Source organism: Actinomycetota bacterium (genome assembly GCA_023488435.1).
Lineage (GTDB): Bacteria > Actinomycetota > Coriobacteriia > Anaerosomatales > UBA912 > UBA912.
In genome coordinates, this window is the sequence record JAMDCK010000029.1 from 26,367 (window position 1) to 53,311 (window position 26,945).

General features: G+C 62.7%; 23 protein-coding genes and 1 pseudogene. 20 read left to right on the forward strand and 4 right to left on the reverse strand.

The window, feature by feature from the left end; all coding sequences use genetic code 11:
- Position 1 precedes the first annotated feature (1 nt).
- The 4 genes from leuC (at position 2) to M1617_04335 (ending at position 4,829) form a co-directional block, all read left to right on the forward strand.
- A complete protein-coding gene (gene leuC, locus M1617_04320) occupies positions 2-1,267 on the forward strand; it encodes a 3-isopropylmalate dehydratase large subunit (protein ID MCL5887515.1) in 1,266 nt (421 codons plus the stop codon).
- Positions 1,268-1,467: 200 nt separating this feature from the next.
- Entirely contained in the window at positions 1,468-2,271 is an 804-nt protein-coding gene (locus M1617_04325; GenBank protein ID MCL5887516.1) for a tetratricopeptide repeat protein, read from the forward strand.
- On the forward strand, positions 2,268-3,524 hold the full coding sequence (locus tag M1617_04330; protein MCL5887517.1) for an NHL repeat-containing protein: 1,257 nt from the start codon (positions 2,268-2,270) through the stop codon (positions 3,522-3,524). Before M1617_04325 ends, M1617_04330 begins: the two co-directional genes overlap by 4 nt.
- A gap of 204 nt (positions 3,525-3,728) precedes the next feature.
- Positions 3,729-4,829 carry a hypothetical protein gene (locus M1617_04335; protein MCL5887518.1) on the forward strand — a complete coding sequence of 367 codons (1,101 nt, stop codon included), beginning with the start codon at positions 3,729-3,731 and terminating at the stop codon, positions 4,827-4,829.
- A 347-nt stretch (positions 4,830-5,176) separates the two neighbouring features.
- Here M1617_04335 and M1617_04340 read toward each other — a convergent pair whose 3' ends face one another.
- Entirely contained in the window at positions 5,177-5,575 is a 399-nt protein-coding gene (locus M1617_04340) for a hypothetical protein (GenBank protein ID MCL5887519.1), read from the reverse strand.
- A 1,574-nt stretch (positions 5,576-7,149) separates the two neighbouring features.
- On the opposite strand from M1617_04340, the gene M1617_04345 reads away from it, so the two are divergent.
- From M1617_04345 to M1617_04400, 12 genes and pseudogenes are all read left to right on the forward strand, one after another.
- Complete coding sequence (locus tag M1617_04345; GenBank protein MCL5887520.1) at positions 7,150-7,536, forward strand: hypothetical protein; 387 nt, start codon at positions 7,150-7,152, stop codon at positions 7,534-7,536.
- 251 nt (positions 7,537-7,787) lie between these two features.
- Complete coding sequence (locus M1617_04350) at positions 7,788-9,635, forward strand: hypothetical protein (GenBank protein MCL5887521.1); 1,848 nt, start codon at positions 7,788-7,790, stop codon at positions 9,633-9,635.
- A 41-nt stretch (positions 9,636-9,676) separates the two neighbouring features.
- Positions 9,677-11,137, forward strand: coding sequence for a mannose-1-phosphate guanylyltransferase/mannose-6-phosphate isomerase (locus M1617_04355; protein MCL5887522.1), 1,461 nt, complete (start codon positions 9,677-9,679; stop codon positions 11,135-11,137).
- A gap of 5 nt (positions 11,138-11,142) precedes the next feature.
- Positions 11,143-12,114, forward strand: coding sequence for a GDP-mannose 4,6-dehydratase (gmd, locus tag M1617_04360; protein ID MCL5887523.1), 972 nt, complete (start codon positions 11,143-11,145; stop codon positions 12,112-12,114).
- Between the two features lie 7 nt (positions 12,115-12,121).
- Positions 12,122-13,492: a glycosyltransferase gene (locus tag M1617_04365; GenBank protein ID MCL5887524.1), complete on the forward strand. Its 1,371-nt coding sequence runs from the start codon at positions 12,122-12,124 to the stop codon at positions 13,490-13,492.
- Positions 13,489-14,358: a glycosyltransferase gene (locus tag M1617_04370; protein ID MCL5887525.1), complete on the forward strand. Its 870-nt coding sequence runs from the start codon at positions 13,489-13,491 to the stop codon at positions 14,356-14,358. The genes M1617_04365 and M1617_04370 overlap by 4 nt, the downstream gene beginning before the upstream one ends.
- Positions 14,359-14,442: 84 nt before the next feature.
- Positions 14,443-14,586, forward strand: a complete 144-nt coding sequence (locus M1617_04375) for a hypothetical protein (protein MCL5887526.1) — start codon at positions 14,443-14,445, stop codon at positions 14,584-14,586.
- Complete coding sequence (locus M1617_04380) at positions 14,532-15,029, forward strand: hypothetical protein (protein MCL5887527.1); 498 nt, start codon at positions 14,532-14,534, stop codon at positions 15,027-15,029. Before M1617_04375 ends, M1617_04380 begins: the two co-directional genes overlap by 55 nt.
- Before the next feature lie 110 nt (positions 15,030-15,139).
- Positions 15,140-16,045: pseudogene (locus tag M1617_04385) on the forward strand (GDP-L-fucose synthase).
- 470 nt (positions 16,046-16,515) lie between these two features.
- Positions 16,516-17,622 (forward strand): DegT/DnrJ/EryC1/StrS family aminotransferase, encoded by a 1,107-nt coding sequence (locus M1617_04390; protein ID MCL5887528.1) that lies wholly within the window; start codon positions 16,516-16,518, stop codon positions 17,620-17,622.
- The gene (locus M1617_04395; protein MCL5887529.1) at positions 17,619-19,643 is read left to right on the forward strand and encodes a glycosyltransferase; all 2,025 of its coding nucleotides are present in this window, start codon (positions 17,619-17,621) and stop codon (positions 19,641-19,643) included. The genes M1617_04390 and M1617_04395 overlap by 4 nt, the downstream gene beginning before the upstream one ends.
- A complete protein-coding gene (locus M1617_04400) occupies positions 19,640-20,485 on the forward strand; it encodes a hypothetical protein (GenBank protein MCL5887530.1) in 846 nt (281 codons plus the stop codon). The genes M1617_04395 and M1617_04400 overlap by 4 nt, the downstream gene beginning before the upstream one ends.
- Here the strand turns inward: M1617_04400 and M1617_04405 are convergent.
- Positions 20,482-21,852, reverse strand: a complete 1,371-nt coding sequence (locus tag M1617_04405; GenBank protein ID MCL5887531.1) for an oligosaccharide flippase family protein — start codon at positions 21,850-21,852, stop codon at positions 20,482-20,484. The genes M1617_04400 and M1617_04405 overlap by 4 nt on opposite strands.
- 146 nt (positions 21,853-21,998) lie before the next feature.
- Between M1617_04405 and leuD the strand changes: the two genes are divergently transcribed.
- A complete protein-coding gene (gene leuD / locus M1617_04410) occupies positions 21,999-22,502 on the forward strand; it encodes a 3-isopropylmalate dehydratase small subunit (protein ID MCL5887532.1) in 504 nt (167 codons plus the stop codon).
- 2 nt (positions 22,503-22,504) lie between these two features.
- On the opposite strand, the gene M1617_04415 is transcribed toward leuD, so the two are convergent.
- Both M1617_04415 and M1617_04420 read right to left on the reverse strand, forming a co-directional pair.
- Complete coding sequence (locus M1617_04415; GenBank protein ID MCL5887533.1) at positions 22,505-23,299, reverse strand: hypothetical protein; 795 nt, start codon at positions 23,297-23,299, stop codon at positions 22,505-22,507.
- Positions 23,286-24,434 carry a glycosyltransferase gene (locus M1617_04420; protein ID MCL5887534.1) on the reverse strand — a complete coding sequence of 383 codons (1,149 nt, stop codon included), beginning with the start codon at positions 24,432-24,434 and terminating at the stop codon, positions 23,286-23,288. Before M1617_04420 ends, M1617_04415 begins: the two co-directional genes overlap by 14 nt.
- A gap of 40 nt (positions 24,435-24,474) precedes the next feature.
- Between M1617_04420 and M1617_04425 the strand changes: the two genes are divergently transcribed.
- The 3 genes from M1617_04425 to M1617_04435 all read left to right on the forward strand — a co-directional run.
- On the forward strand, positions 24,475-25,356 hold the full coding sequence (locus M1617_04425) for a glycosyltransferase (GenBank protein MCL5887535.1): 882 nt from the start codon (positions 24,475-24,477) through the stop codon (positions 25,354-25,356).
- Positions 25,353-26,492: a glycosyltransferase family 4 protein gene (locus tag M1617_04430; GenBank protein ID MCL5887536.1), complete on the forward strand. Its 1,140-nt coding sequence runs from the start codon at positions 25,353-25,355 to the stop codon at positions 26,490-26,492. The genes M1617_04425 and M1617_04430 overlap by 4 nt, the downstream gene beginning before the upstream one ends.
- A gap of 56 nt (positions 26,493-26,548) precedes the next feature.
- Positions 26,549-26,945 (forward strand): isocitrate/isopropylmalate family dehydrogenase (locus M1617_04435; GenBank protein MCL5887537.1); only part of this gene is annotated, 397 nt, incomplete at its 3' end.

Below are 26,945 nucleotides of genomic sequence, written 5' to 3' on the forward strand. Positions count from 1 at the left end.
GATGCCCCGCCCCATGACCATCACCGAGAAGATTCTAGCTGCGCACGCCGGCCTCGACGAAGTCGAACCCGGACAGCTCATCACATGCAAGCTCGATATCGTGCTTGCCAACGACGTGACCGCGCCGATCGCGATCCGTGAGTTCCGTCGCACGGGTGCAACTAAGGTGTGGGACAAGGACCGTGTCGTCCTCGTGCCCGACCACTACGCACCCAACAAGGACATCAAATCCGCCGAGCAGGCCAAAGTCATGCGCGATTTCGCTCGCGAGCAGTCGATATCCCACTACTACGAGATCGGTTGCATGGGCGTCGAGCACGCGTTGTTGCCAGAGCAGGGAGTGGTCGTTCCTGGCGATGTCATCATCGGAGCGGACTCCCACACCTGCACCTACGGTGCGCTCGGGGCGTTTTCCACCGGCGTCGGCAGCACTGATGCGGCGGCCGGAATGGCCATAGGCGAGGCGTGGTTCAAAGTGCCCGCATCGATCAAGTTCGTCGTAGATGGCGAGTTCGGGCCCTGGGTATGCGGAAAAGACCTTATCCTGCACATCATTGGGCTGATCGGTGTCGACGGTGCGCTCTACCAGGCCATGGAGTTCACCGGTTCGACCTTCGATGCGATGGGCATGGACGACCGAATGACCGTCTGCAACATGGCGATCGAAGCCGGTGCCAAATCCGGAATCATCGCGGTCGATGACGTCACGCGCACCTACCTCACGGGTCGCGCCGAGCGCCCCTGGGTCGAGTACCACTCGGATCCCGACGCCCACTACCCGCGCGTCATCGAGATAGACGCAGCGGCCCTCAAGCCGACGGTGTCCTTCCCGCACCTGCCATCGAACACGCGCCTCGCCGAGGACTCTCGCGACGTCACAATCGATCAGGTCGTGATCGGGTCTTGCACAAACGGCCGCCTGGAAGACCTCCGTATAGCCGCCGAGGTCCTCAAGGGCCGCAAGGTCGACGACCGCGTGAGGCTGATCATCATCCCAGCCACCCAGGAGATATATCGCGCTGCCATGACCGAAGGACTTTTCGATATCTTCCTGGACGCCAATGCTGCGATCTCGACCCCGACATGCGGGCCTTGCCTTGGCGGTCACATGGGTATCCTTGCCGCGGGAGAGCGCGCAGTCGCGACCACGAATCGCAACTTCGTGGGCAGGATGGGCGACCCCACCAGCGAGGTGTATCTGAGCTCACCCGCTGTGGCCGCAGCCAGTGCCGTGGCTGGGCATATCGCGCTACCAGATGATCTGTAGCCGAGCCGCCTTTCAGGCACTCGATTTGCTAGCGAATGGAAATAAAATCATGTCCTCACGCTCATGTGAGAAGATTCACGCTTCTGGTATGTCCACTCTGGGGCGTGTGATGTAAACTGGCACGCACTGTCCGCACACTGGGACAGTCCATAAGAACCTGACCCAGCAATCTGCCGCTTAGTCGACGACGGAGGAAATAGATGCAGCAAGATCGCCCAGACGATCGCGAAGGTTTCCAGTTCGATGAAACCACAAAGCCCGCTCCTCGCAAGCAGGTTCGGCGTAAGAGCTCGATCTTCGACGATCCCGTGGTTCGCAAGATGTCATTCGCCGCAGTCGGTATTCTGATCCTATTCCTTGTAACAGTCGTGAGCGCCCTTGTTACAGGAGTTATACAGCCCGGTGGGCCGCGGACAGCCCTAGAGCGTGACATATCGGTGACGGGCGCTGCGGTACGTGCCGGCACAACGGATACGAGCGTGTGGGCTCGTCATATCTCGGCTCTCATACTCGACGGCCAATTGGGTCGGGCCGAGAACATCCTGAGCACTGCCAAAGCTAGCTTGGATGATTCTTCGACAGCTGACATCGTTCTGAGTGAGGCGCGCCTGTTGAGGGCACAAGGACAGTATGAGGAGGCCCTTGAAGTCGCCGATGCCGCCCGGACCCAGATTCGCGAGCATCACGAGGCGCAGCTTGCTGAGGGCGGAGTCATCGCCAACGCGGCGCGTCTAGCCGGATACCACGATAACTATCACATCGCCCTCATCGTCAAGGCCGACATCTATCGCGATATGGAGGACTGGGACAGAGTGCTGGAGCAGTACAACGCCTTCATTGAATCCAACCCTGGAGCCGCCGACATCCTGACTGATCGCGGGAACGTCAAGTTCGAAATGGGCGACAGGACCGGTGCAGAAGCTGATTACCGCGAAGCGCTTAGATTCTACCCTGACTACGAAGAGGCCCTTGCGGGGCTAGAGAGGATCGGATCGTCTCAATGACCGATACAGTTGCAGAAAACCCCCCAGCTGCTCAAAGCCCGGAAGTGGTCTCTAGGCGCGGACGAAGGATTCTGGGATTGGTTCTCGCCGCCCTGCTCCTTCTCCTTGGTCTTGCTACATTCCTTCTGCTCCGCTTGCTGGATCCCCCTGGCGATATTCCTGCTACCGAGGAATTGCTCGGCATCGAGTGGGTACGCTCGATCTACGGGATGAGTGTAGCGCCGGAGGACCAGTTCCAGCGTACCGCTGCAGCTGCTCCGGGCCCAGATGGGTCTATACATATCACTGATGCACAGCATGGTGCGATCATGAGGTTCACTCCTGATGGTCGCTATATTGAGACCTTTCGTGGCCCTGAGGCTGATCCGCTGGTCGTACCGGGTCGCCTTACTGTCGGACCGGATGGCTTGATTTATGTCGTGGAAACCCAGAACGACCGGGTCCGCGTCTTGAATCCAGACGGATCTTATATTGGTACGTTCAGCGTTCCCAGACCAGTCTCGATCGCGGTGAGTGAAGACAAGATCGTTGTAGGCTCGGTCAACGGGTTTGCGATATTGGACCCCACCGACGGCAGTCCAGTCCGTGTGATAGGATCCCGCGGCCAAGCTGATTATCAGTTCGATTACGTACACGGGGTGGCCATCGGTGAGGATGGCCGGATATTCGTTGCGGATTCGTTCAACAACAGGATCAGCGCATATGATGCTGAGGGCAATCGCCTGTGGATTGTAAGAACCGGAAAGCCGTCTAACCGCGCAGAGATGATCGATGGACGTCTCACGGTGCGAGAGCTCGAGGACCAAGCGCTCACGGGTGAAGAAGCCCTGCAGTTGCCCCTAGGAATGACTCTCGATGGTGCTGGAAGAATCGTAGTCGCAGACATGTTCGAGTGTGCGCTGGCGGTTTTCGATCCGGAAGACGGATCCCTGATAGGGAAGTACGGCACGCCAGGGCCAGAGGACGGGAAGTTCTTCTATCCGACGAATGTCAGTTATGACCCTCAGCGCGACTGGTTCACCGTCTCGGATACGCAGAACAACAGGGTCCAAATCGTGAGACTTCCGGACTCTGCCGGTGGCGGTGATGCTGCAGCTGCGGCGAGACGGGTGCTCGATGGACCGATACGAGCATGTGCGATCCCGCTGGCTCTGGTGATTATTGCTGTCGGAGTCGCTCTGTTCTTGCGCAGGAAGAGAAATCAGGCTACAAGCACGACACCGAGTCCAGAAATTCTCGACCGTTCCACATAAATCATGGACATTTATGTGTGCGTTTTGTGATAGACTCCGTATGTACAGTTTCGTTAATCGAAACCGCACGTAGATTGCGTGTGAACTGTTCAAGCTTGATGCAGTCGATGACTGCAGAGCGGTTCACAAATCCGCTTGGGAAAGGAGGTGCAGTACATGAAACAAGCAACGACCCATATGTCTCTTACTAAAGGAGATTATTCGGTGAAAAGAAGAAGTGTTCTTGTTATTGCGATCGCGGTCGCTCTCGTCTTTTTGTTCGCAGCCTCCGCATACGCATCGTTCCTAGCCCCGACACGGGCCAGGACCTGGAACTGGATGGCGGATTACTACACTTGGGGATCACCCATCGGATCAGGAGTTGCTGGTGGAACCCTGTTGAGTGCCACTGGCGCCAACCCCACGAACCCCGGCGTTCATGCCAACTACCTGGCCAACACAGCCAAGTGCGGCATCTGCCACTCGGTTCACCGTGCAGCTGGTGACGGCGTCATGCTGCTGGGGACAAACAACCCTACATGCGCAGGGTGTCACGTTATCGGCTCGACAGTGACCGATTTGGTGGTCAACTGGGGTGGAGGCCCTCACAGCGGTGGTAACCCACTGGCTTGTCAGGCTCGCGCCTGCCATCTGAACAACCCGCATGGTGCTAACGGCTCGCAGTACGCCATCGTCGCTGCAGCGTTGCTCAACCCGGCCACCGACGCACTGCTCGTGACCCCGACAGCCAACCCTGTTGCATCCGGGATCTCGGTTGCAGAGCTAGATGCCGTTGCAGGCTCGGTTTGGCCGGACAGCACGCGTTCGCTGGTCCGCACAGGCTACAACTGCAACATCTGCCACTCATCCACGACGCTGGCAGTGGTCAATCGCGGTTGGGCTGATTTGCGCCACGCCAACATCAACGCGACCCAGGCACCTTTGGTGCCCAAGCAGGGTCACATCGGTGTCGCTGGAGTGACAGTCGATGCAGCCGAGCAGTGGGTGTCGAATGGCGTTACCACGACCATCGTCGAAACCACTCAGACAGCGTTCGCTGGCGTTAGTGACTGCGAGAGCTGCCACGATCAGACCGATCCGCAGACCAGCTCAGGGTTCACGTTCCCCCATGGTCAGACCACAGCCGCTGGTGCTGGGTCCAACATGCCTGATGGCACCAGAGCTTTCCTCTGGATGGGTTGGTCCGGTGGCGCTGGTACTACGCTTACGCCTATCACCACCAACGATATGAAGGCGTATGACGGTAACTGCTTGAAGTGCCATCGCAACAACGCTGGCACCGCAGGTGTTGGACTCACCTACTAGGATTATCCTAGCTGGTAAATGATCTGTTTCATCAGAACTGCTGTTGAACAGACGGTTGAGGGGTCGGCCCCGATATGGGGTCGGCCCCGATTCATGCACATCGTTACTTGCTCATACTCCGGGTGTCCGCAGCAATGTCCTTAGCGATTTGGGGTAATGCCTTGCGCCTGATCCGAAAATCACTACTCTGGCTCATCGTCGCAGTGCCGCTTGCCCTACTCATCCCGATAAGCGGCTATTTCTATATGGGGTTTGCGCCCTGTGCATCGTGTCACCAGGAGGAGTCTTTCTTCGATGCAACCCAGATGAGTGCTCATGCCGCCATCCGGTGCGTTGACTGTCATGCCTCAGGTGGGGTTGTAGGAAGAGTGGACTTCGGATTTCGCCACCTGGCCAACGTCCTGCCTATTGGTGCGGATGGGTCGAGGGATCTGGCCGCCGTCGACGACCGGAGTTGTCTGCAGTGTCATCAGACCGTGATGAATCGCGCGATCGATACCGGTGCCATCAATATCAACCACGCATATTGCTCGGCGACTACCCCATGTACCGACTGTCACTCCACCGTCGCGCATGGGAAGGAGATTTCCTGGGTCCGCACGTATGACATGGAGACGTGTCTCTCCTGTCACGTGGAGGCAGGCTCCGTAGATTGTGCTCTGTGTCATGTAGGCCGGTTGCCCAAGGATCGAATCACCACCGGCACCTTTGCTATCACCCATGGTCCCCAGTGGGAACAGACCCACGGTATGGGAGACTCCTCGACCTGCGCTGCCTGTCACACCGCTGCTGCTTGTCAAACATGTCATGGCGCAGGGGTACCGCACGAGCCGGATTTCGTAAGGGTCCATTCTGAGTACGCTGTGGACCCCGAACAACTCTGTGTCGACTGTCATGATCAAAGATTCTGCGACGACTGCCACGGCCTGGCTATGCCTCATCCGAATAGATTTGTACGGGCGCACGCACAATACGCCGAAGAGGATGAGGAGCTCTGCCGTCGTTGTCATTTGGAGCCCGACTGCACTGTATGTCATGAGACTCACATCCATCCCGGTGGCGCCCTTGATACCTTGCCACAAGGCGGTGAGACCCGCTAATGGAAGAGATTTTGACATCACTCTCTGGTTTGTGGACTCGGCTCCTGACCCTTCTGCTTGATCCTGCCACGGATATTGGTGCGGCCCTGGCACTCTACGCGATTCTGGGCACTCTGTTAGCGATAATTCTGGTCATCGCCATCATGTTCGTTGTTGGATCCCCCGAAGATGAGGCGATCGATTCCGAGCATATGGGCATAGACCACCCCCCGCTCGAGAAGCTATCAGAACCACCTGACTCGGATGTGCCTCCTCCGCTTCCTCCCCGTACACCCAAGGAGCGGTTGGCTGCTCTGGGCATCACTGTTGCCGTCGCATCTCTTGTCTGGGTGATTGCCGGGTACTCGACAAGCACGACATGGGTTTGCGCCTCTTGCCATACCGAGACCGTCCACACTGTCTCGGATACTGCGGCTGATCCACACTCTGGAGTTTCGTGTGTGGCCTGTCACGAACCGGGCGGATTGCTCGCAAGGGTTTCGATAGGCTTGCCCGACAGGAGTATGCACTTTCTGTCCCAACTTGCCGGAATCCCCGAACAGTACCCATATGGACGGCCCACTCAGGCCGCGTGTTTGAATTGTCATTCCCCAGACGTCGCTGGTGTTGCTCTTGACGACTATCGAGGGATACGGGTCTCGCACCAAGAGCCGCTTGAGGCAGGAGCTACATGTTTGGACTGCCATCGTCTAGCGGATGGAAGTGTGGCCGCTCATAACGCGGGCATGAGTCCATGTTTGCGCTGTCATAACGCGACGATAGCCAGCGCTGCTTGTGATACTTGCCATGTGGGCGATCCCGCAGCCGCAAGCGCTCCTAGCACCGCCAACGCTACTGTTCAGATTGAGAACCTCTCCTGCGGTGGCTGTCACGATGAAGAGCGTTCCTGCGATCCATGTCATGGTGGCTTCAGGCTTCCGCACTCTCGTGAGTTCATCATGGTGTCCCATGCAAGGGTGGCATTCGTAGACTTCGTTGAGAACGACGGGCGGCGTTGTGCGCAGTGCCATACCGAGACTCGGAACCCCTGCTCGCAGTGTCACACTCCTATGCTAGGCTCCGCTCATGGCCCCGGTTTGATGCAGGACCACCAAGGGGCAACCGCGGCTGGCTGCGATACTTGTCATCAGCAGTGGGCGTTCAGTCAGGAGCGCGATTTTTGTGCCGATGTCTGCCATACTGACGCCGCCATCAGGTATAGCCCCCGCTAGGCGGCGCAGATGCCCGATCACACCACGACAGTCCCTGGATACCAGAAGTATGTGCTGCCGGCTCTCTTGCTAGGTGTGCTTCTGTCGCCCGGTGCCTGGTTGATTGTCAATCTCCCCCCGGTTCCTGTATCTCAAGCCTTCCATCTTGCGACAGCTGGAGCAGCTTTGCTTGCGTCGGCAACAGGGACCCTCATGCTTGCCAGCCTCGATCGTCGGCTGCTGGCTGGCCTCGCGGGCATCTTGGGTGTTGTGGTGACATCCTGGGTAGCTGCGGGAGATATGTTCGCAGCCGTTTTTTATGATCTGTATGCGAGTGCGATCCATGTCATGGTGGCTTCAGGCTTCCGCACTCTCGTGAGTTCATCATGGTGTCCCATGCAAGGGTGGCATTCGTAGACTTCGTTGAGAACGACGGGCGGCGTTGTGCGCAGTGCCATACCGAGACTCGGAACCCCTGCTCGCAGTGTCACACTCCTATGCTAGGCTCCGCTCATGGCCCCGGTTTGATGCAGGACCACCAAGGGGCAACCGCGGCTGGCTGCGATACTTGTCATCAGCAGTGGGCGTTCAGTCAGGAGCGCGATTTTTGTGCCGATGTCTGCCATACTGACGCCGCCATCAGGTATAGCCCCCGCTAGGCGGCGCAGATGCCCGATCACACCACGACAGTCCCTGGATACCAGAAGTATGTGCTGCCGGCTCTCTTGCTAGGTGTGCTTCTGTCGCCCGGTGCCTGGTTGATTGTCAATCTCCCCCCGGTTCCTGTATCTCAAGCCTTCCATCTTGCGACAGCTGGAGCAGCTTTGCTTGCGTCGGCAACAGGGACCCTCATGCTTGCCAGCCTCGATCGTCGGCTGCTGGCTGGCCTCGCGGGCATCTTGGGTGTTGTGGTGACATCCTGGGTAGCTGCGGGAGATATGTTCGCAGCCGTTTTTTATGATCTGTATGCGAGCATGCCCCTTGTGCAGTGGATGGCCTTTCCCTTGGTGTTCATTCTGGCTGCAAAAGTCGCCTTCACGCGTAGGAGCATCGAAGACGCCCTTGTCGTGGTCGTAGGTTTCGGCGTGGTGCTGTCACTCGTGCTCGTCTTTCAGCAGGTCACCACTGCAACGATACGGGTGTTCGGCTCTACTGGGTACAGTACCGCTGCGCTGATGCCGCTGGTCCCGATTGCCGCGATCATCGCTGCATCGCGCAAGGACTGGAGTAGACCCGCGTTGTACGCAGCAGCAGTGACCATCTGCCTCGCCCTAGGTGTATTCTCTGGCTCGGTGATGGCGTCTCTGGCAGCGGTTTTCGCAGTAGCCGTGACGGTCGCGGTCCACCCTGCACTCGGATCGTTCAAGGGTATGCTGGCTCGCATCGTGAAATCCGCCGCGTTGTTTGTGGGCGCAGCGATGTTCTTGGGGCTAATGGTGATTCAGGTGCCCGCTGTTTCTTCGGCGGTTGTGGATATGGAGTCGATCGTTGGGACTGATGGCAATATGCTGTCGCGCGTGCAGATGTGGGGTGGGGCCCAGGGCATGCTTGAGGACCGCCCGCTGTTGGGTTTCGGGCCGTCGGGATACAGGATGTACGCGGCCGAGTACCTACCCCCTGAGATGTTCCAGCACACTCCCGATCGGGTAGGTAGCATCGACCCTGAGGTCTACAGTCCGCAATCCCCGCATTCTTGGCTATGGGAGATTGCGACTCGACTGGGGCTAGTCGGCGTACTGGCGTTCGCCTTCATGCTGGGATGTTGGGCCTGGACACTACGGGATAGGGTGGCGGCTACAAACGACGAGGCCCACTTGCGCCTGGCTTTGGCCGGAGGTTTTGCCATCGCCATGTTCGCGCTGCTAGTTAACCCCGTGATCTTTGCGATCGGGTTGTTCGCTCCGCTCATGGCCGGGCTGGCGGTGGCACCGTGGACTTCCGTGGATGTGGGTCGCTCGGCGGGTTGGTTCCGGCCTCTCGCTGCTGCCGGCGGGGTTGCAATCATCGTCGTGGCCCTTTGGCTCGGTGTCGGCGGATTCCGGCTGTTCTCGGTCTCGTCAGACGATGCGAATCTAGCCGCGCACCAGCTTGAGCGAGTGCGCGGGATCATGCCGGGACATCCGGTGGTCGAGCGCAGGTCTTTGGAGGTCGCCCTTCTGCTGGCTCCCGACGAGGCTCAGGTGAGGGCTGTGCAGGATCGAGTGGATCGGGCGCCTCGGCACATACATGAGTTCGCACCCAATCTAGTCAGCCTTGCCACCTACTCCTTGGCCCAAGCGAGTCGAACCGGACGCACTGATCTGGTGTGGGAGCAGAAGATGCTGGATACAGCAGCCGAAAGGCTTCCTCCGACACCAGCGCTTGTGGCAGAGCAACTGCACCTAGCGGTGCTGTCCGGTGATCCCGAGCGGGTCTGGGCTGCGCTTCCGGAGGCGCAGCGTTGGGGGAGCTACTATCCGTTCATCGGCGATTATCTTGCGCGCGCCGAGGCGGTAGTCGGTCAGCCGCTGCGCTAGGTTATGATGCAATCATAGGCTCGAAGAGAAGGAGTCCTTACTTGAGTACGGAAGATTCCGTTTACGCGGTTATCCTTGCGGGAGGCAGCGGCACGAGGTTTTGGCCACTCTCGCGGGAACTCTCGCCAAAGCAGATGCTCACTGTTTTCGGGCATGAGTCGCTCATCGCACAGGCTATCCGTCGGGTCGATGATTATGTTGCCCCCGGCGATGTGGTCGTCGTGACGAACGAGCGACTCTTCGACGAGCTTCGCAATCACCTGTCATCACAGGCTGACTCGCGAATGAGGCAGGCGCGCTACCTGGTCGAGCCGCTTCCGCGCAACACCGCACCAGCGATCGCTTATGCTGCGGCCACGTTGGTGCTCGATGACCCCGAGGCAGTGATGATAGTGCTACCTTCTGACCACCTGCTCGAGCGCGATGGTGTCTGGGACGCTTGCGTGGCTTCGGCGATCGCGGCGGCGCGCGATGGTTTTCTGGTCACCATCGGCATCACGCCGACCCGACCCGAGGTCGGCTACGGCTACATCCAGGCGGGCGAGGCGATGCCCGAGTACTCGCGCGCCGAGGCCGTGCCGCAGTCGGCCACCCGCTTCGTCGAAAAGCCCGACCTTGCTACCGCCGAATCGCTGCTGGCGGCAGGCGGTTACCTGTGGAATGCGGGCATCTTCGTCATGCGTGCGTCGCGGGTGCTCGAGGAGCTTGATGCCCACGCTGACACCTCTCCAATTGCTGATACGGCGCGTTGGCTCGCCGCCGAACAGGCCGCGGGGCGCTGCGATGCCGATGAGGCGCGCAGGCGCTTTGGGGAGATCGCGTCGATTTCGGTAGATCATGCGATCATGGAGCGCTCGGGCAGGGTTGCTGTGATTCCTTCGGCGTTGAACTGGAGCGATGTCGGGTCGCTACTGGCCCTGGGGGACGTACTGCCTGCCGATGATGATGGTGTGGTGCGCGTGGGCAGGGGAGTCGATCTGGATACCCGAGACACGATCGTCTACTCGACCGACCGATTGGTGGCGACGTTGGGTTTGACCGACATGCTAGTCATCGACACCGCTGACGCCACCCTCGTGGCCAGCAAGGACCGGGCGCAAGACGTTCGACTGGTGGTCGAGGCGCTAGCACTGGCTGGGGCGGAAGAGGTCGTGCAGCCCAAGGTGAGCTTGCGGCCATGGGGCTCGTGGACGAGCCTGCTGAAGGGACCGGGCTTCCAGATCAAGCTACTCGAGATCCACTCGGGCGCCAAGCCTAGTCTCCAGCGGCATCATCACCGCTCCGAGCACTGGATAGTCGTTGCAGGGACGGCGCTTGTGACCCGTGGCGAGGAACGCTTCGAGGTCCACGTGAATGAGAGTGCTTACATCCCTGTTGGCGCGGAGCACCGCATCGAGAACTGCGGCAAAGTGCCGCTCAAGGTCATCGAGGTCCAATTGGGCGAATACCTAGGCGAGGACGATATCGTGCGCCTGGAAGACGACTGGAACAGAAAGGACTGAACGCTGTGGAGAAGCGTGCGCTCATCACTGGATTCACTGGGCAGGATGGCTCGTATCTGGCAGAGCTGTTGCTCGACAAGGGCTACGAGGTCTACGGCATGGTCCGGCGCCTTTCGATGGAGAACTACGGCCGGGTCGAGCATCTTCTTGACCGCGTCGAGTTGGTCGAGGGAGACCTGCTCGACGAGTACTCAATCATCGACGCGCTCAAGATAGCCGAGCCACACGAGGTCTATAACCTAGCGGCGCAGTCGTTCGTGCCCACGTCATTCACACAGCCGGTCCTGACCGCAGAGTACAACGGCATCGGGCCACTCCGCTTCCTCGAGGCGATTCGGCGGTTCTCGCCCCAGACGCGGTTCTATCAGGCATCCACTTCCGAGATGTACGGACACGTGCGGGAGGTCCCTCAGACCGAGCTGACCGCATTCCACCCTCGCTCGCCCTATGGAGCTGCGAAGGCGTATGCGTACTACATCACAGTGAACTATCGAGAATCTTACGGACTCCATGCCAGCAACGGCATCCTGTTCAACCACGAGTCGCCCAGGCGAGGAATCCGCTTTGTGACCCGCAAGATCACAGACGGCGTGGCCCGCATCAAGCTGGGCCTGGCGAGCGAGCTTCGACTGGGCAACCTAGAAGCCAAGCGCGACTGGGGATTCGCGGGTGACTCGGCAGAGGCCATGTGGCTCATGCTCCAGCAGGACGAGCCGGACGATTACGTCATCGCGATGGGCCACGAGCACTCAGTGCGCGAATTCTGCGAGATTGCGTTCACGTATGCCGGGCTCGACTATCGCGAGTATGTGGTCGAGGATCCTGCGTTCTGGCGACCCGCGGAGGTCAATCGCCTGCTAGGCGATTCGAGCAAGGCTCGCGAGAGACTTGGGTGGGTGCCGAAGGTGACCTTCGAAGCGCTGGTCGAGATGATGGTCGACGCGGATATGGATCGGCTTTCGGGATCGCAGGGGTGATCGCCTCGTGAGGATCCTGTCGGTCAGCCCGGCGGTGCGCGGCGGAGGCGCTGAACGAGTGGCGCTTCTGTTGCACGAGGGCTATCGCGCCCGCGGGGCCGAGGCGTGGCTTGCAGTCGCGACCCCCAACGCCGAGGCAGACGGCGTTATCGCGATCGAGCGTGACCAGAGGCGGAGCGCGTGGGCGCAAAGCCTGCTGCGTGCTGCATGGAGACTTCAGGCGGCAAGTGTCGCCGAGGGCGATGCGCGTGCACTGCTTTCGCGAGCGATGCGGGTCGCAGCCGAGCCTTCACGCTGGCTGGCGGTCGTGCGTGGGAGCGAGGACTTCGACTTCCCGTGGACCGAGGGCCTCGCGTCGATTGCACCGCAGGCTCCCGACATCGTGCACCTCCACAACTTGCACGGTGGCTACTTCGACATTCGTGCGCTGCCTGGGCTTTCGGCCCGAATCCCGACTGTCATCACCATGCACGATGCATGGCTCCTCACGGGACACTGCGCTCAGCCGCTGGATTGCGAGCGCTGGCTTGACGGCTGCGGATCGTGCCCCGGCCTATCGCGATACGTGCCGATAAGAGGCGACCGGTCCGCAGCCAACCACGCACGCAAGCACGCGGCGGTGGCGAGCATCAGCGCGGCGCTGGTGGCTCCTTCGGCGTGGCTGCTCTCGATGGCTGAGCGAAGCGGGCTGCTTGAGGGCGGCCGAGTAGCACGCGTGATCCCGAACGCTGTCGACACGCAGGTGTTCGCGCCCGGGAGCCGCGCAGACGCGCGCCGGCGTCTGGGGCTCCCGGAGGACAAACGGATCGCACTCGTGGTCGCCAAGGATGTGCGCACCAACCCCTACAAGGGCTGGCGGACGCTGCTCGAGGCGCTGGAGCGACTGTCGGGGCCCGTAGTGCGGGAGCTTGTCGTCGTGGCCGTCGGGGATGCGACGGGGCCCGAGGGGCGTAGCGCCTTCTCGGCGGGCGGATGTCCGGGGATCGGAGTACGCTTCGTCGACAGCGAAGCCACGCTTGCCGACTACTACCGCGCGGCTGATGTGCTTGTGCACCCGTCGCTTGCGGACAGCTTCCCGCTCGCGCCGATTGAAGCGATGGCGTGCGGGGTTCCGGTGATCGCGAGCGACGTGGGCGGGCTCCCCGAGATCGTCGTCGATGGCGTGACCGGACTTCTGGTCCAGCCGGGCTCGGCACCTGAGCTTGCGGCCGCGATCGAGCGATTGCTCGCCTATGATGACCTGCGCTCCCGGATGGGCGATGCCGGGCTCGAGAGGGTCCGCGCGCGATTCGCGCTCGGGGTTCAGGTGGACTCTTACCTCGCGCTCTTCGCGGAGCTTGCCGAAGGGTTCGCGATCGCAGGGCGGCGATCCCAGTGAGCGCGCCGCTGGTGTCGGTCCTGACGCCCTCGTTCAATCAGGGGCGCTGGCTTGCGGACAACCTGCACTCGGTGGCGTGTCAGACTTACGAGCGCATCGAGCATATCGTCATGGACGGCGGTTCGACCGATGAGAGCCTCGAGCTGCTCTCGGCGGCAGGGGATTCGGTCACCTGGCGAAGTGAGCCCGATGAGGGCCAGGCGCACGCACTCAACAAAGCTTTCGAACTCGCACAAGGTGAGATCATCGGCTGGATCAACTCGGATGACGCATACTTCACGCCGAGGGTCATCGAGCAGGTCGTCGAATACTTTGCGGCGCATCCCGATGTCGACGTCGCGTGCGGGCACTGTGCTCAGACCACGGCGGACGGTCGCATCATCCAGGTGCTCTGGACGCCAGCTGAGCCCGCCGAGCTGCTGACTGCGGTCAACACCCTGAGCCAGCCGGCCACCTTCGTGCGGCGCAGGGTCATCGACGACGTGCTGCTCGATCAATCGCTGCACTTTACGATGGATTACGACCTGTGGCTTCGGCTGCACTTCGCTGGCGCTCGCTTCGGCCGCTTGAGCCGGATACTCGCGATCGACAGGCACCAGCCTGCGCGGAAATCCTCGACGATCCTCGACGTGCACAAGGCCGACCTCGCCACACTGGCCGCCCGCTACGACACGCGGCTCGGGCCGCAGTGGAAGTCGCTTCGCAGCCGCTACTACGTGTGGCAGCGGATCGCTGGAGCGGCTCAAATACCCCGCATCAGACCGCCATTCGCATTCGCGGCCCCGGACGACCTTACGCGAGGGCTGCTGGCGCGTCAGGTTTTTATCCGGAAGTCGAAGTGGCCAGCCGAGATGCGCGGCTTGTGAAAGGCCTCGCCACCTAATAGAGTTAGCGGCAGAGTCGGGCCGTCTTGGACGGCGACCGGTCGGAAGAAGAAGGAGCTGACTAGAGTGCTCGATCTTGCAAACAAGCGCGTGATGGTGACCGGTGGATCCGGGTTCCTCGGCGGGTTCGTGCTCGACGAGCTGGCTGCCAGGGGTTGCACGCAGGTCTTCTCACCGCCTGGACGCCAGCTGAGCCCGCCGAGCTGCTGACTGCGGTCAACACCCTGAGCCAGCCGGCCACCTTCGTGCGGCGCAGGGTCATCGACGACGTGCTGCTCGATCAATCGCTGCACTTTACGATGGATTACGACCTGTGGCTTCGGCTGCACTTCGCTGGCGCTCGCTTCGGCCGCTTGAGCCGGATACTCGCGATCGACAGGCACCAGCCTGCGCGGAAATCCTCGACGATCCTCGACGTGCACAAGGCCGACCTCGCCACACTGGCCGCCCGCTACGACACGCGGCTCGGGCCGCAGTGGAAGTCGCTTCGCAGCCGCTACTACGTGTGGCAGCGGATCGCTGGAGCGGCTCAAATACCCCGCATCAGACCGCCATTCGCATTCGCGGCCCCGGACGACCTTACGCGAGGGCTGCTGGCGCGTCAGCTCATCACCCGCAAGTCGAAGTGGCCAGCCGAGATGCGCGGCTTGTGAAAGGCCACGCCACCTAATAGAGTAATCGGCAGAGTCGGCGGCTTTGTTGGCGGCCGGGCAGAAGCGAAAAGGAGCTGACTAGAGTGCTCGATCTTGCAAACAAGCGCGTGATGGTGACAGGCGGATCCGGGTTCCTCGGCGGGTTCGTGCTCGACAAGCTCGCGGCCAGAGGCTGCACGCAGGTCTTCTCGCCGCGCGCCGAGGAGTTCGACCTCACGAAGCCCGCAGGCATCGCCGGGGCGCTTTCGGCGTTCGAGCCCGAGGTCGTCATCCACCTCGCGGCCGTGGTCGGCGGCATCGGAGCCAACATGGATGAGCCGGGCCGGTTCTTCTACGAGAACGCGATCATGGGCATCGAGCTCATCGAGCGCTCGCGCAGAGCCGGCGTCGAGAAGTTCGTGTGCATCGGCACCGTGTGCGCATACCCGAAGTTCGCGCAGGTCCCATTCGCCGAGGATGCGCTTTGGGACGGCTATCCCGAGGAGACCAATGCGCCGTACGGCATCGCGAAGAAGGCGCTACTCGTGCAGTTGCAGGCGTATCGGCAGCAATACGGCACGAGCGGCATCTTCCTGCTGCCCGTGAATCTCTACGGCCCGCGTGACAACTTCGACCTGCACACGAGTCACGTGATTCCGGCGATGATCCGCAAGTTCATCGAGGCGCGCGACGCCGGTGCGGCACACGTGACGCTGTGGGGCACGGGCTCGCCCAGCCGCGAGTTCCTCTTTGCCGAGGACGCCGCCGAAGGCATCCTGCTTGCCACCGAGCGCTACGACGGCGCCGACCCGGTGAACCTGGGAGCGGGATTCGAGATCACGATCCGCGACCTCGCCGAGAAGATCGCCGCGCTCACCGGCTTTACGGGCGACGTCGTCTGGGACTCCACCAAGCCCGACGGCCAGCCCCGGCGCTGCCTCGATACCATGCGCGCCAGGGAACTCTTCGGGTTCTCGGCGGCGGTGGGCTTCGACGATGGGCTCGCCCGCACGATCGAGTGGTTCGAGGCCAACCGCGCGGGGGAGGGCGTGGGGGAGGCGAACTCGCCCGGAGCTCCGACCGCCAGCGAGTCGCACCTTCCCGCGGTCGAGCAGATCCTCGACGCCGACGAGATCGTCGCGATCGTACTCCGCGGCTCGCTCAAGGAGCCCGGCGTGAGCTTCTACTCGCCACCGGAATTCTCGCAGCAACTCGGCTTCATCCGCCATCCAGCGGGACACGTCATCCCGCCGCACTCGCACAATCGCGTCGACCGCGAGGTCAGATACACCGGCGAGACGCTTTTCGTGCGCGAGGGCCGGGTGCGCGTCGACCTTTACCGCCGCGACCATACGCTGCTCACGTCGCGCATCCTGACCGACGGCGACACCGTGCTGCTCTCAACGGGTGGCCATGGCTTCGAGATCCTTGAGCCCACCTCGATGATCGAGGTCAAGCAGGGCCCGTACGCAGGCGACGGGGATAAGTCCCGCTTCGAGGCCGCGCCGTGATACCCGTCAACGAGCCAGCATTCGGCGAGACCGAACTCGAGTACGTCAGCGATTGCGTGAAGAGTGGCTGGGTTTCCTCGGCAGGTGAGTATATCGAGCGCTTTGAAGCCGAGTGGGCGAAATGGTGCGGCAGGCGCCACGGCGTCGCGGTGGCCAACGGTACCGTTGCGCTCGAGCTCGCGGTCTGGGCGCTCGATCTCGAGCCCGGCGACGAGATCATCATGCCGACGTTCACGATCATATCGTGCCCGCTCGCCGCGATCCGCAACGGCTGCACCCCTGTGCTCGTGGACTCCGACCCGCAGACGTGGTGCATGGACGTCGAGCAGATCGAGCAGCGGATCACTCCGCGCACCCGGGCGATCATGCCGGTGCACATCTACGGGCATCCGGTCGACATGGACCCGCTGCTTGAGCTGGCCGCCAGCCACGGGCTCGCGGTCATTGAGGACGCCGCCGAGGCCCACGGTGCGACCTATCGCGATCGGCGGTGCGGCAGCATGGGCGATGTCTCGTGCTTCTCCTTCTATGCGAACAAGATCATCACCACCGGCGAAGGCGGCATGGTTCTCACCGACGACGACTCGATAGCCGCCAAGGCGCGCTCAGGCCGCAACCTGAGCTTCGGCGCGGCGCGGCGGTTCGAGCACGAGTCGGCGGGCTACAACTTCCGCCTGACGAACATGCAGGCCGCGCTCGGACTCGCGCAGGTCCCCCGCATCGACGAGATCGTGGCACGCAAGCGCCGGATGGGCGCGCGGTACACCGAGCTTCTGGCCGGCCTACCGCTACACCTGCCCGTCGAGCGCGATTGGGCCACGAACGTCTACTGGATGTACGGGGTCGTCCTCGCCGACGAGCTCCCCTTCGATGCCGAGGAGTTCGCGGCCCGCCACGAGCGGCTCGGCGTGCAGACGCGCCCGTTCTTCCTGGGGATGCATGAGCAGCCTGCGCTGCACAGGTGGGGCTTGTTCGCTGGTGAGACGTATCCGGTCGCCGAGAGGCTCTCTCGTCGCGGCCTCTACCTGCCCTCCGGCCTCGCGCTCACCGACGAGCAGCAGGTCACCGTTGCCGAAGCGGTGCGAGAGGCACTTCGGCCATGAGGATCGGCGTCGTGCCCAGGCTCGATCGCGCCATCGGCGGTGCGTACCAGTACTCGGTCACGATGCTCGAGGTGCTCGCAGGTCTCGGTACGTCCGACGAGTTCGTGCTCTTCACCTTCGGCGGCGAGAGTTTGCCGGAAGGGCTGGCGTGGCCGGGTGAGGTCGTGCCCCTTCGGCGCGGAGCGAATCCGTTGGCGGCAGTCGGCGTGCGCCTTGCCGACGTGCTTCGCGACCACAGCAAGCCCGACCCAGCATGGCAGCGATTCTTCGCGCGGCACGGCATCGACCTGCTGCTCTTCACGACCGAAAGCGACCTTGCGCTTGGCGTCGGCGTGCCCTACGTCGTGGCGATCCACGACATCCAGCACCGGCTGCACCCCGAGTTCCCCGAGGTCTCGGCCGACGGCGAGTGGGAGCGCCGTGAGCGCCTCATCAGCAGACTGATCGCCGAGGCGAGCGTCGTCCTCGTCGACTCCGAGGTCGGGCGCAGCGACGTGCTTGCGCACTACGCCTCTACCGGCATCGACTCCGCTGCCGTCCGGCCGCTACCGTTCCTGCCCGCGACCGGCGTGGCCGCAGCGTGCCCATCGGACGCCGAGATCGAGGCGGTTCTCGGCAGGTACGGGCTCGAGGCCGGATATCTCTTCTGCCCGGCGCAGTTCTGGCCGCACAAGAACCACGTGCGCATGGTCGAGGCGATCGCGATGCTCGCCGCCGAAGGGCATCGAGTCCCGCTGGTGCTCGCAGGCACCCACAGCGGGCCGATCCGCGAGCGCACCTTCGCCGAGGCCATGTCGGCTGCCGAGAAGTCCGGGGTCGCCGATCTCGTGAGCTACCTGGGATACGTGCCCGACGCCGACATGCCCGCGCTCTACTCGGGTGCACGCGCTCTGCTCTTCCCGACGTTCTTCGGCCCGACGAACATCCCCGTGCTCGAAGCGTGGGGTTTCTCGTGTCCAGTTATCACATCGGACATCAGCGGGATCCGCGAGCAGGTCGGAGACGCGGCCTTGCTGGTGGACCCGACGTCGACTGCGAGCATCGCTTCGGCGGTGCGCAGGCTGCTCGCCGAACCCGGCCTCGCGCCGGAGCTCGCCCAGCGCGGCCTCGCGCGCCTGGCCGCCTACACGCGCGAGGACTTCGAGCGGCTACTCGCCGAGGCACTCGACCACGCTCGGCGGGGGGTGGGCGAGAGGGATCCAACCCGCGAGGACACACCCGCGCCCTTCGGCAGCTACGCGACCTTCTACGACGCGCTTTACGCCGACAAGGACTACGAGGCCGAGTGCGCATTCATCGAGTCGCTCTTCGAGCGCGAGGGCATCTCGCCCGGAGAAGCCGTGCTCGACTTGGGTTGCGGCACCGGCGGCCACGCACTCGCGCTGGCGCGGCGCGGCTACCGGGTCACTGGGGTGGACCGCTCGGCAGAGATGATCGAGCGGGCGCGGGCGAAGGCCGACAAGGCCGCCGAAGCCATCCCTGGCACCACGCGCTTCGTAGTTTCTGACCTTCGCACTTTCGCTCTGCAGCAACGCTTCTCAGCCGCGATATCGATGTTCGCGGTCGTCTCATACATGACCGCCGAATCGGACCTTCTCGCGATGCTCCAAGCCACAAGGACGCACCTGGACCCCGGCGGACTCCTCATCTTCGACTGCTGGCACGGCCCCGGCGTTCTCGCGATCGGACCCGACGTCACCACGAAGCACACCACGACCCCCGATGGAGGATCGATCGAGCGCACCGCGCGCCCGACGCTTGATGAAGCCGAACACACGGTCCGCGTCGACTACGAGCTCGCATACCGCCCGCCCGGCGGCACCTCGCCGCGGGTACTCGAAGAGTCGCATCTCGTGAGATACTGGTTCGCCGAGGAGATCGAGCGACATCTGCGCACCAGCGGGTTCGAACTGGCCGCGATCGGCCCCTTCGGCGATTTGAGTAGGCAGCCCGATGAGGGCGACTGGAACATCTCGGTGGTCGCGCGTGCGATCGCATCGGAACAGGAGGCCGGATCGTGAACCTTCGCAGGATCGCACTGAAACTGGCCCCGCCGATCGCTGTCGAGGCTTTCCTCAAGTTGACAGGCCGCGCCGCCCCTAAGCCCAGCCGCTACCAGGCGCTGGGAACGCAGTGGCCGCTTCCGTCCGGTGCGAATCCCGGGTGGGACGACGCCGCGATCGCCAGGTCGCAGGCCGCCCGCTGGCAGGGCTGGTGTGATGCGTGCGCGAGCCCCGCGGCGCTGGATGTCCCGCACGAGGCCGCCGAACCCGAGCCCCGCAACCTCGCGTTTCACAACATCCACATGAGCTTCGGGTACGTGCTCGCCCTCTCCGCGCAAGGTCGCGATCGTGTCTCCCTGCTCGATTGGGGCGGGGGGTTGGGCCACTACTCGGTGCTTGCGGCCTCCCTTATTCCGCAGCTACACATGGACTATCACTGCAAGGATCTGCCTGCATTCTGCGAGCAGGGATCGCGGCTTGTGTCCGAAGGCACCTTCCACACCGACGACTCGTGCCTGAATAGCCGCTACGATCTCGTAGTAGCCAGCGGATCGCTGCAGTGCTCCGACGATTGGCGCGCGGTGCTCGCTGCGCTTGCCCGCGCCACGGGCGGCTACCTCTACATCGCGCGGCTCCCGGTCGTGCTGGGTGGCCCCTCGGTGGTGGTGCGCCAGTACGCCGGTTCGCTCGGCTTCAACGACGAGCTTCTCGGCTGGTTCTTCAACCGCGACGAACTGGTGGCCGAGGCCCGCTCACACAGCATGGAACTCGTGCGCGAGTTCTTCCTCGACTTCGGGCCTGAGCTTGAAGGCTCTGCCGAGAAGACGGACATCCGAGCGTTCCTCTTCCGCCCGGCTTAGCCCTCGGTCGGCTGCTCGCGGCCCTTTCGACTGATGAGCCCGCGAACCGCCGAGTAGGCGTATCGCACATCCTCGCCGTTCATCAACAGGAGGCCGGAGAGAGGTATCCCGGTGCGCTGCATGAACACACCGATGATGTAGAAACCGCTCACCGCGTACGAGATGGCGGTCGCAATCGCCGCACCTAGGATGCCCAGCGGCGGAATCATGGCGATGTTGAGCACCAGATTGAGGATCAGCGTGAAGATGCTCAGCTTGGGGAAGAGTACGCCGTGGGCGGATAGGTATGCGGCCGGCTGACTTGCAACACCCCAAAGGGTGATCGACGGAATCAAGATCGCGATGACGATCGAAGCCGGGGCGAACTGTTCGCCGAAGACGAGTACAACCAGTGGCTCAGCGACAACGACCAGCACGATGGACATCACTGCCAGAATCGCGACGAGCAGCCGAGTGATGCGGGCGCTGATCTCAGCCCCGGTGGGGGCGTCTTCTTGCAAGGTGCGTGCGGTCAGTGCGGCCGCAATCGCTGCAGGTGCGTAGAAGGCGAGCTCGGCGAAGGACACGCCGATCGAGTAGATCCCGACGGCTGCGGGCGAGGCCAAAACTCCAAGGAACAGCAGGTCCTGTCGCATCTCAAGGAAGCCGGCGACTGTTTGGACATGCTGTCGACCCGCATACGACAACTGTTCCCGCATTCGACTCAGCGATGGACACGTAAGCGACATCACGCCGGTGGCCACCAGACTGATGATCACGCCGGTGACTGCGCTAATGAGGGTTGCGACAGTCAATGAGTGGAGGTCGAACCTGTCGAGGAAGAGCAAGATGAGCGCGTACACGGCAAACAGAACAGAGGCCAAGATGATGGCCACCGCTTGACCGGTGATCCGGCCCTGTCCGGTAAGCACGCCCGAAACCAGGCTAGTGACAACGATGAGTGGCAATGTGGCTGATGCCAGAAGGATTGTCGTCAACTCGACCCCTGCCAAAGCCGGCATGAATTCGCGCATGATCACTGCGATGACGGGGATTCCCACGATCGAGACACCGGCAGTGAGCGCCAGCGAGTCGGCCACCGCATCCCGAGGCGACCGACCGTGTCTGCCCACGAAATACGCGTTGGCGCCCTCGAAGCCGAAGCTCAGGATCAGCGCAGCGATCAGAGGGATAGTCTGCAACAGTGTGAGCTGACCTTTTACATCTGGTCCTAGTAGGTGTGCCACCAGAAGAGTGATCAGTAGGCTCGCAGCCATCGCGATCAGCGTCGCCAGACCCATCGTGAAGGAGCCACGCAAGACGCTCGTGCGGTTCTCGGAGGGCTCCTCGGCGTTGGGCGTGGGCGATTCTTGTTCGTCTGCGTTCAAGGCGCTTCCTTCATGGCCGAAGCTTGGGATGCTCCCTGCCGTCGTTGTCAGTAGCGGGCCGATGCTGCCGCTAGTGATGTATCATATCCGTCTTTGGCGCGTTACATGTTAGAATCCCTCACACGAACCGCGGAAAGAGGAGCCCGATGAAATTCCAAGGCGCAGCCCACAAATACGGCCGAGACATCGACACCGACGTGATCATTCCGGCACGTTACCTGAACACCAGCATCCCCGAGGAGCTGGCCAAGCACTGCATGGAGGATCTCGATCCCGAGTTCGTCAACAAGGTGCAACCGGGTGACATCCTCGTCGCCGAGGAGAACTTCGGCTGTGGCTCCAGCAGGGAGCATGCGCCGATCTCAATCAAGGCCGCCGGAGTCAGCGTCGTGATCGCCAAGTCGTACGCCCGCATCTTCTATCGCAACGCCATCAACACCGGCCTTCCCATCATGGAATCTGCCGAGGCGGTCGCAGGCATCTCCACCGGCGACAGGGTCGAGGTAGATGCCGATACTGGACTGATCATGAACCTCACCACAGGTGCGACCTATCAGGCACAGCCGTTCCCGCCGTTCATCAAGGAAATCATCGAGAAGGGCGGCTTGATCGAGATGGTGAAGGACAAGCTCGCAGCCCAGTCCTCGTAGCGCTATCGGTCTGCGCGGATCGATCCGCGCGCTGCGATCAGTTGAGGCATAACGCTGGCTGGCACGTTCGCAGCGATGGCGGCCTCCAGGATGCGGCTTGTGACCTCGGCAGGTGCGGAAGGCATCGCGATGACGATCTCTTGTACGCCGTGCTCTGGCACCACGGATCCCAGGTCTCGGATGGCGCCGAGTACGGGCACACCGTCTATGGTGCGCCCCAGTAGCGCAGGGTCGTCGTCGAGGAAGCCGATGACCTTCATCTCGAGGTCGGGATGTGCCTTTATCTCCCTGAGGAGCAGCGGACCTGCGCTCCCGGCACCCACGATGAGCGTGCGCTGCCTCTCCCCACTTCGGCTTGCATGCAGATGGAGAACGGCCCTCACCGCAAGTCGCGTTCCGGCAGCTCCTATCAGGACCAGTATCGCCTGGATGAACAGTACGCCCATGGGAACCGGACGCATGTCCTGCTCGATAGGCATAAACATGTTGAGTATCACAAGCAACGCAAAGCCGATTCCGGTAGCGGCGAGCAGGCGCAACAGCGAATCGATCCCGATGTAGCGAAGGATGACCTTGTAGAGCCCGAAAACTCCAAACATCGTGAGGTAGACGAGCACTCCCGCGATTGCGAGAATCGGCATCCATTCGGCGAAGAATTCGGGGACGACCCCCTCGAATCTCGCGTAGTAGGCGAGGACGGTCATCAGGACGACCATCGCTGCGTCGAACGAAAGCAGTATCCAGTTCGACACGCCGGTGGCTTTAGAAACCGTTCTTCCCAGGTCAGACACTCTCACTCGCAGCCTCCTCGTAGAGCCTTTGGTAAGAGGCTAGCACATCAGGAAACGCATAGGTCTGCTCGACTCGGGTCCGGGCGGTAATGCCTCGACTTGCTGTAGCCAAGGGATCGCTAGCAGCGCTATCGATCGCCGAAGCCAGCGCCTGCACATCGTGCTTGTCGACGATCCACCCAGTGTCGCACACGACATCGGTGATACCGCGCGTCCGCGTTCCGATGACCGGCACCTGCATCGACATCGCCTCCATCACCGAGCGGGGAAGGCCCTCGCGTGCGGACACGAGCGTGAGGGCGTTGCTCGCTGCGAGAAGCGCCGGGATGTCATCGCGAAAACCTGCCCACCGCAATCTGTCGCTCACTCCGAGCTCGTCCGCCTTCCGCCGAAGGTGCGACTCCCGCTCCCCGGATCCGGCAAGAACGACCACCACGTCGGGGTTGGAGAGTTGCGCCAGCGCCGCAAACAGGTGCTCGTGTCGTTTGACCGCCGAGAACTCCGCTACCATCGCGATCACGAAGGCATCTTCGGCGATGTCGAGCTGTGTGCGGATGCGTGCGGCTGCCTCGGGGGCGACCCGCTCTCGCGAGTACGCGTCGGTGTCGACTCCGATCCCGGGGATGTGCCTCACTCTTTCGGTGCGGATACCGGGAAATCCCAAGGCGGCGTCGTGATCCTCGGCGTTTATGGTCACTAGGTAGTCGGTCCAAGGAGCTGCCATCTGTTCCAGTGTGCGGAAGATGAGGTGCCCGAGCGGCGGCTGGCCCTCGTAGAAGTGGAAGCCGTGAGCGGTGTAGATGACCTTCGGGCGATCAGCTTGCCCCATCGACCGCAGGGCCATCCGGGTCACGAAGGCAGCGATCGGTGTGTGGACGTGCACGATGTCGTAGCCGCCCTCGACCACGACGCGTCGGACCCGCGTCCACGTGTCGAAATGATCGGCAATGGCGAAGATCCTCCTGCTCCAGGTGATGTCGTAGAGCGTGTCGAACGAGCCGTGGATTCCGGGATACCGCGTCGCGCCGTTCGTGAGACAATCGACCCGCCAGCCGTTCTGGCGAAAGTGGGTGGCGAAGGGGGCCAAGAAGATCTCAAGCGTGATCGGCACTGTCGTCACGAAGAGGGCGGATCGGGTCATGTAGGCGAGTCCATCTCTGCGGGTGCGGATTCCTTCGAGAATGGTACAGTACGCAGCCCCTTGTGCCATACTCGATTCCGGAAATGACGGCCGACAGGGCACCAAGATGCCCGAGCGAACCAGCGGAGGGTCGATGGGCGTGTCGCAGGACCCGGCTTTCTCGGTGATCATCGCTAGCAGGAATGCGGCGCGGCACATCGGCGAAGCGCTCGATTCGCTGCTCGCTTATGGCGGGGCCCGTTGCGAGGTCATCGTGGCCGACGGGAACTCCAGCGATTCCACGACCGATGTGCTCGCCCAGTATGAGCCGCAGTTCGGCGGTCGGCTGCGGTGGATTTCCGAGCCCGACTGCGGCATCTACGACGCCATGAACAAGGGACTTGCGATGGCATCTGCCGAGTGGGTCGTCTTCCTCGGCGCTGACGATCGGCTCGCCGAGGGCGCATTTGCGGCTGTCGAGAAGCGTGCAGCGGACGCCGGAGGGGCCGACATCGTGTGCGGGGCGACGCACGTGTTTGGCCAGGGAGCCGACTTCGTCGAGTTGCCGCGGTCGTTCCGTGCCGCCTCCATCCCGAAGCGCGCCCCTGCGCGACACCAGTCGATCTACGTCCGCAGGCAGGCGCTGCTCGCGATCGGCGGGTTCGACACGCGGTGGCCGATAGCAGCTGACTACGACGCTTACCTGCGCCTTTGCGAGGTGGGCGCCGAAGAGGCGCTCTCCGTTGCGGTCCTCTCGGAGTTCCGTCTGGGCGGCGTTAGCTCCACGCTCAAGGTCCGAACCGCTGCCGAGTATCGCGACATCCGCATCGCCCACGGCGCCACGCCGACAGTCGAGCACCTGGTGATGCTCAAGTCGCTGGCGGCGGTGTGGGTTTTCGCTGCCCTGAGGCGCGCCGGCCTCGCCCGAGGAGCGCGGCGATGAGCGGCCCGCATGCCCGCTCCCAGGACCGCCCGCCGCGCGTGCTCGTCGTCAACCTCGGCCGTTTCGGCGGAGTCACCGAGTACGGCTGGTCGATGGCCCGCGCACTTTCGCGCCGCTGCGACATCGCGGTCATGTACTCCTCGGCGGCGGAGAACCGCCACAAGTGGAGCGAGCTCGATGTACCCCGGCTCGAAGTCGAGACGTTCTCCAGCGTGCCAGGGATGCTCGCGGCGATGCTCTCGCCCGCGCGCTTCACGCGGCTGCGCCGGTTCGCTCGTGCCTTCGACCCGGATGTCATCTACTATCCGGGAGGGCACGCCTTCAAGCCCGTGCTCGATGTCGTTCTGCCGCGCCGAGCCAAGATCGTACTCACCGTCCACGATCCGCAGCTCCACCACGGCGAGGATTCCCTTTCCGACCGGCTGCTCACCGAAGTGAACCGCTTGCGGGTCGACGGGTATGTCCTGCTCAACGAGATCCAGCGCGCCGAGTACATCGCTCGGCACGACCTCGATCCAGCGAGGGTCCTCACCATCCCGCTCGGCATCTTCGAGGACCTTGCGCTGCCCGGTCCGGCCCCTGAGCCTACCGCGCGCCAGGGGCTGCTGTTCGTGGGCCGAATCCGCCCGTACAAGGGCCTCGGGGTGCTGCTGGACGCCTATCGCACGGCCGCGATCGACCCCGTCACCCCGCTCCTGATCGCTGGCCAGGGTCAGCTATCCGCCGAGGAGACCGCATCGCTCGAGCGCCTCCAGGCCGAAGGGCGACCCGTAAGCGTCATCAACCGCTGGCTCCAGCCCGACGAGATTCCTCCGCTCGTGGCGACCTCGCGCTTCGTGGTGCTGCCGTACACCTCGGCCACGCAATCCGGGGTCGTCCCGCTTGCCTCGGCGCTTGGTGTACCCGCGATCGCGGCAGCGGCGGGCGGCATCACCGAGCAGGTGATCGACGGCACCACCGGGCTGCTGTTTGCGCCGGGCGACTCCGAGGCACTCGCTTTGGTCCTCGGCCGCGCGCTCGCACTCGACGCCGAGGCGTACGCGGCGATGGCGGCGGCTTGCGAGCGTCACGCCAGGGAGCACTGGGATTGGGACCTGCTCTCGGGCAAGTTGCTGGAGTTCATTGAGGGTCTGTGATTCCCTCGCCCGTGCGGTAAACTATCGACTACACCAACAACGAGGAGGAGCCACCAGTGACCACGCACCGCATCTGTCTGCTGCCCGGCGACGGGATCGGCCCTGAGATAACCGCCGAGGCAGTCAAAGTCCTTGACGCTATCGGCCGGGCCGAAGGAGTCACCTTCGAGTTCACCGAGGCACTGCTTGGCGGTATCGCCATCGACGAGGCCGGCACCCCGCTTCCCGAGGAGACCCTCAAGGCGGCCTCAGATGCCGACGCGGTCCTGCTCGCAGCTATCGGCGGGCCGAAGTGGGACACCACCGACCCGGCCAAGCCCAGGCCCGAGCAGGGGCTTCTCGGCATACGCAAGGCGCTGGGGCTCTATGCGAACCTGCGGCCAGTCAAGCTCTTCCCAGCGCTCGTGGGTGCGTCCGCACTCAAGCCTGAGGTGCTCGACGGCGTCGACATGC

What these genes read in the sequence shown, in the direction of transcription:
- M1617_04330 (MCL5887517.1), top strand. Translation starts at nt 2,268, where the DNA reads ATGACCGATACAGTTGCAGAAAACCCCCCAGCTGCTCAAAGCCCGGAA.
- leuD (MCL5887532.1), top strand. Translation starts at nt 21,999, where the DNA reads ATGAAATTCCAAGGCGCAGCCCACAAATACGGCCGAGACATCGACACC.
- M1617_04325 (MCL5887516.1), top strand. Translation starts at nt 1,468, where the DNA reads ATGCAGCAAGATCGCCCAGACGATCGCGAAGGTTTCCAGTTCGATGAA.
- leuC (MCL5887515.1), top strand. Translation starts at nt 2, where the DNA reads ATGCCCCGCCCCATGACCATCACCGAGAAGATTCTAGCTGCGCACGCC.
- M1617_04395 (MCL5887529.1), top strand. Translation starts at nt 17,619, where the DNA reads ATGAGGATCGGCGTCGTGCCCAGGCTCGATCGCGCCATCGGCGGTGCG.
- M1617_04430 (MCL5887536.1), top strand. Translation starts at nt 25,353, where the DNA reads ATGAGCGGCCCGCATGCCCGCTCCCAGGACCGCCCGCCGCGCGTGCTC.
- M1617_04345 (MCL5887520.1), top strand. Translation starts at nt 7,150, where the DNA reads ATGCCCGATCACACCACGACAGTCCCTGGATACCAGAAGTATGTGCTG.
- M1617_04425 (MCL5887535.1), top strand. Translation starts at nt 24,475, where the DNA reads ATGGTACAGTACGCAGCCCCTTGTGCCATACTCGATTCCGGAAATGAC.
- M1617_04420 (MCL5887534.1), bottom strand. Translation starts at nt 24,434, where the DNA reads ATGACCCGATCCGCCCTCTTCGTGACGACAGTGCCGATCACGCTTGAG.
- M1617_04350 (MCL5887521.1), top strand. Translation starts at nt 7,788, where the DNA reads ATGCCCGATCACACCACGACAGTCCCTGGATACCAGAAGTATGTGCTG.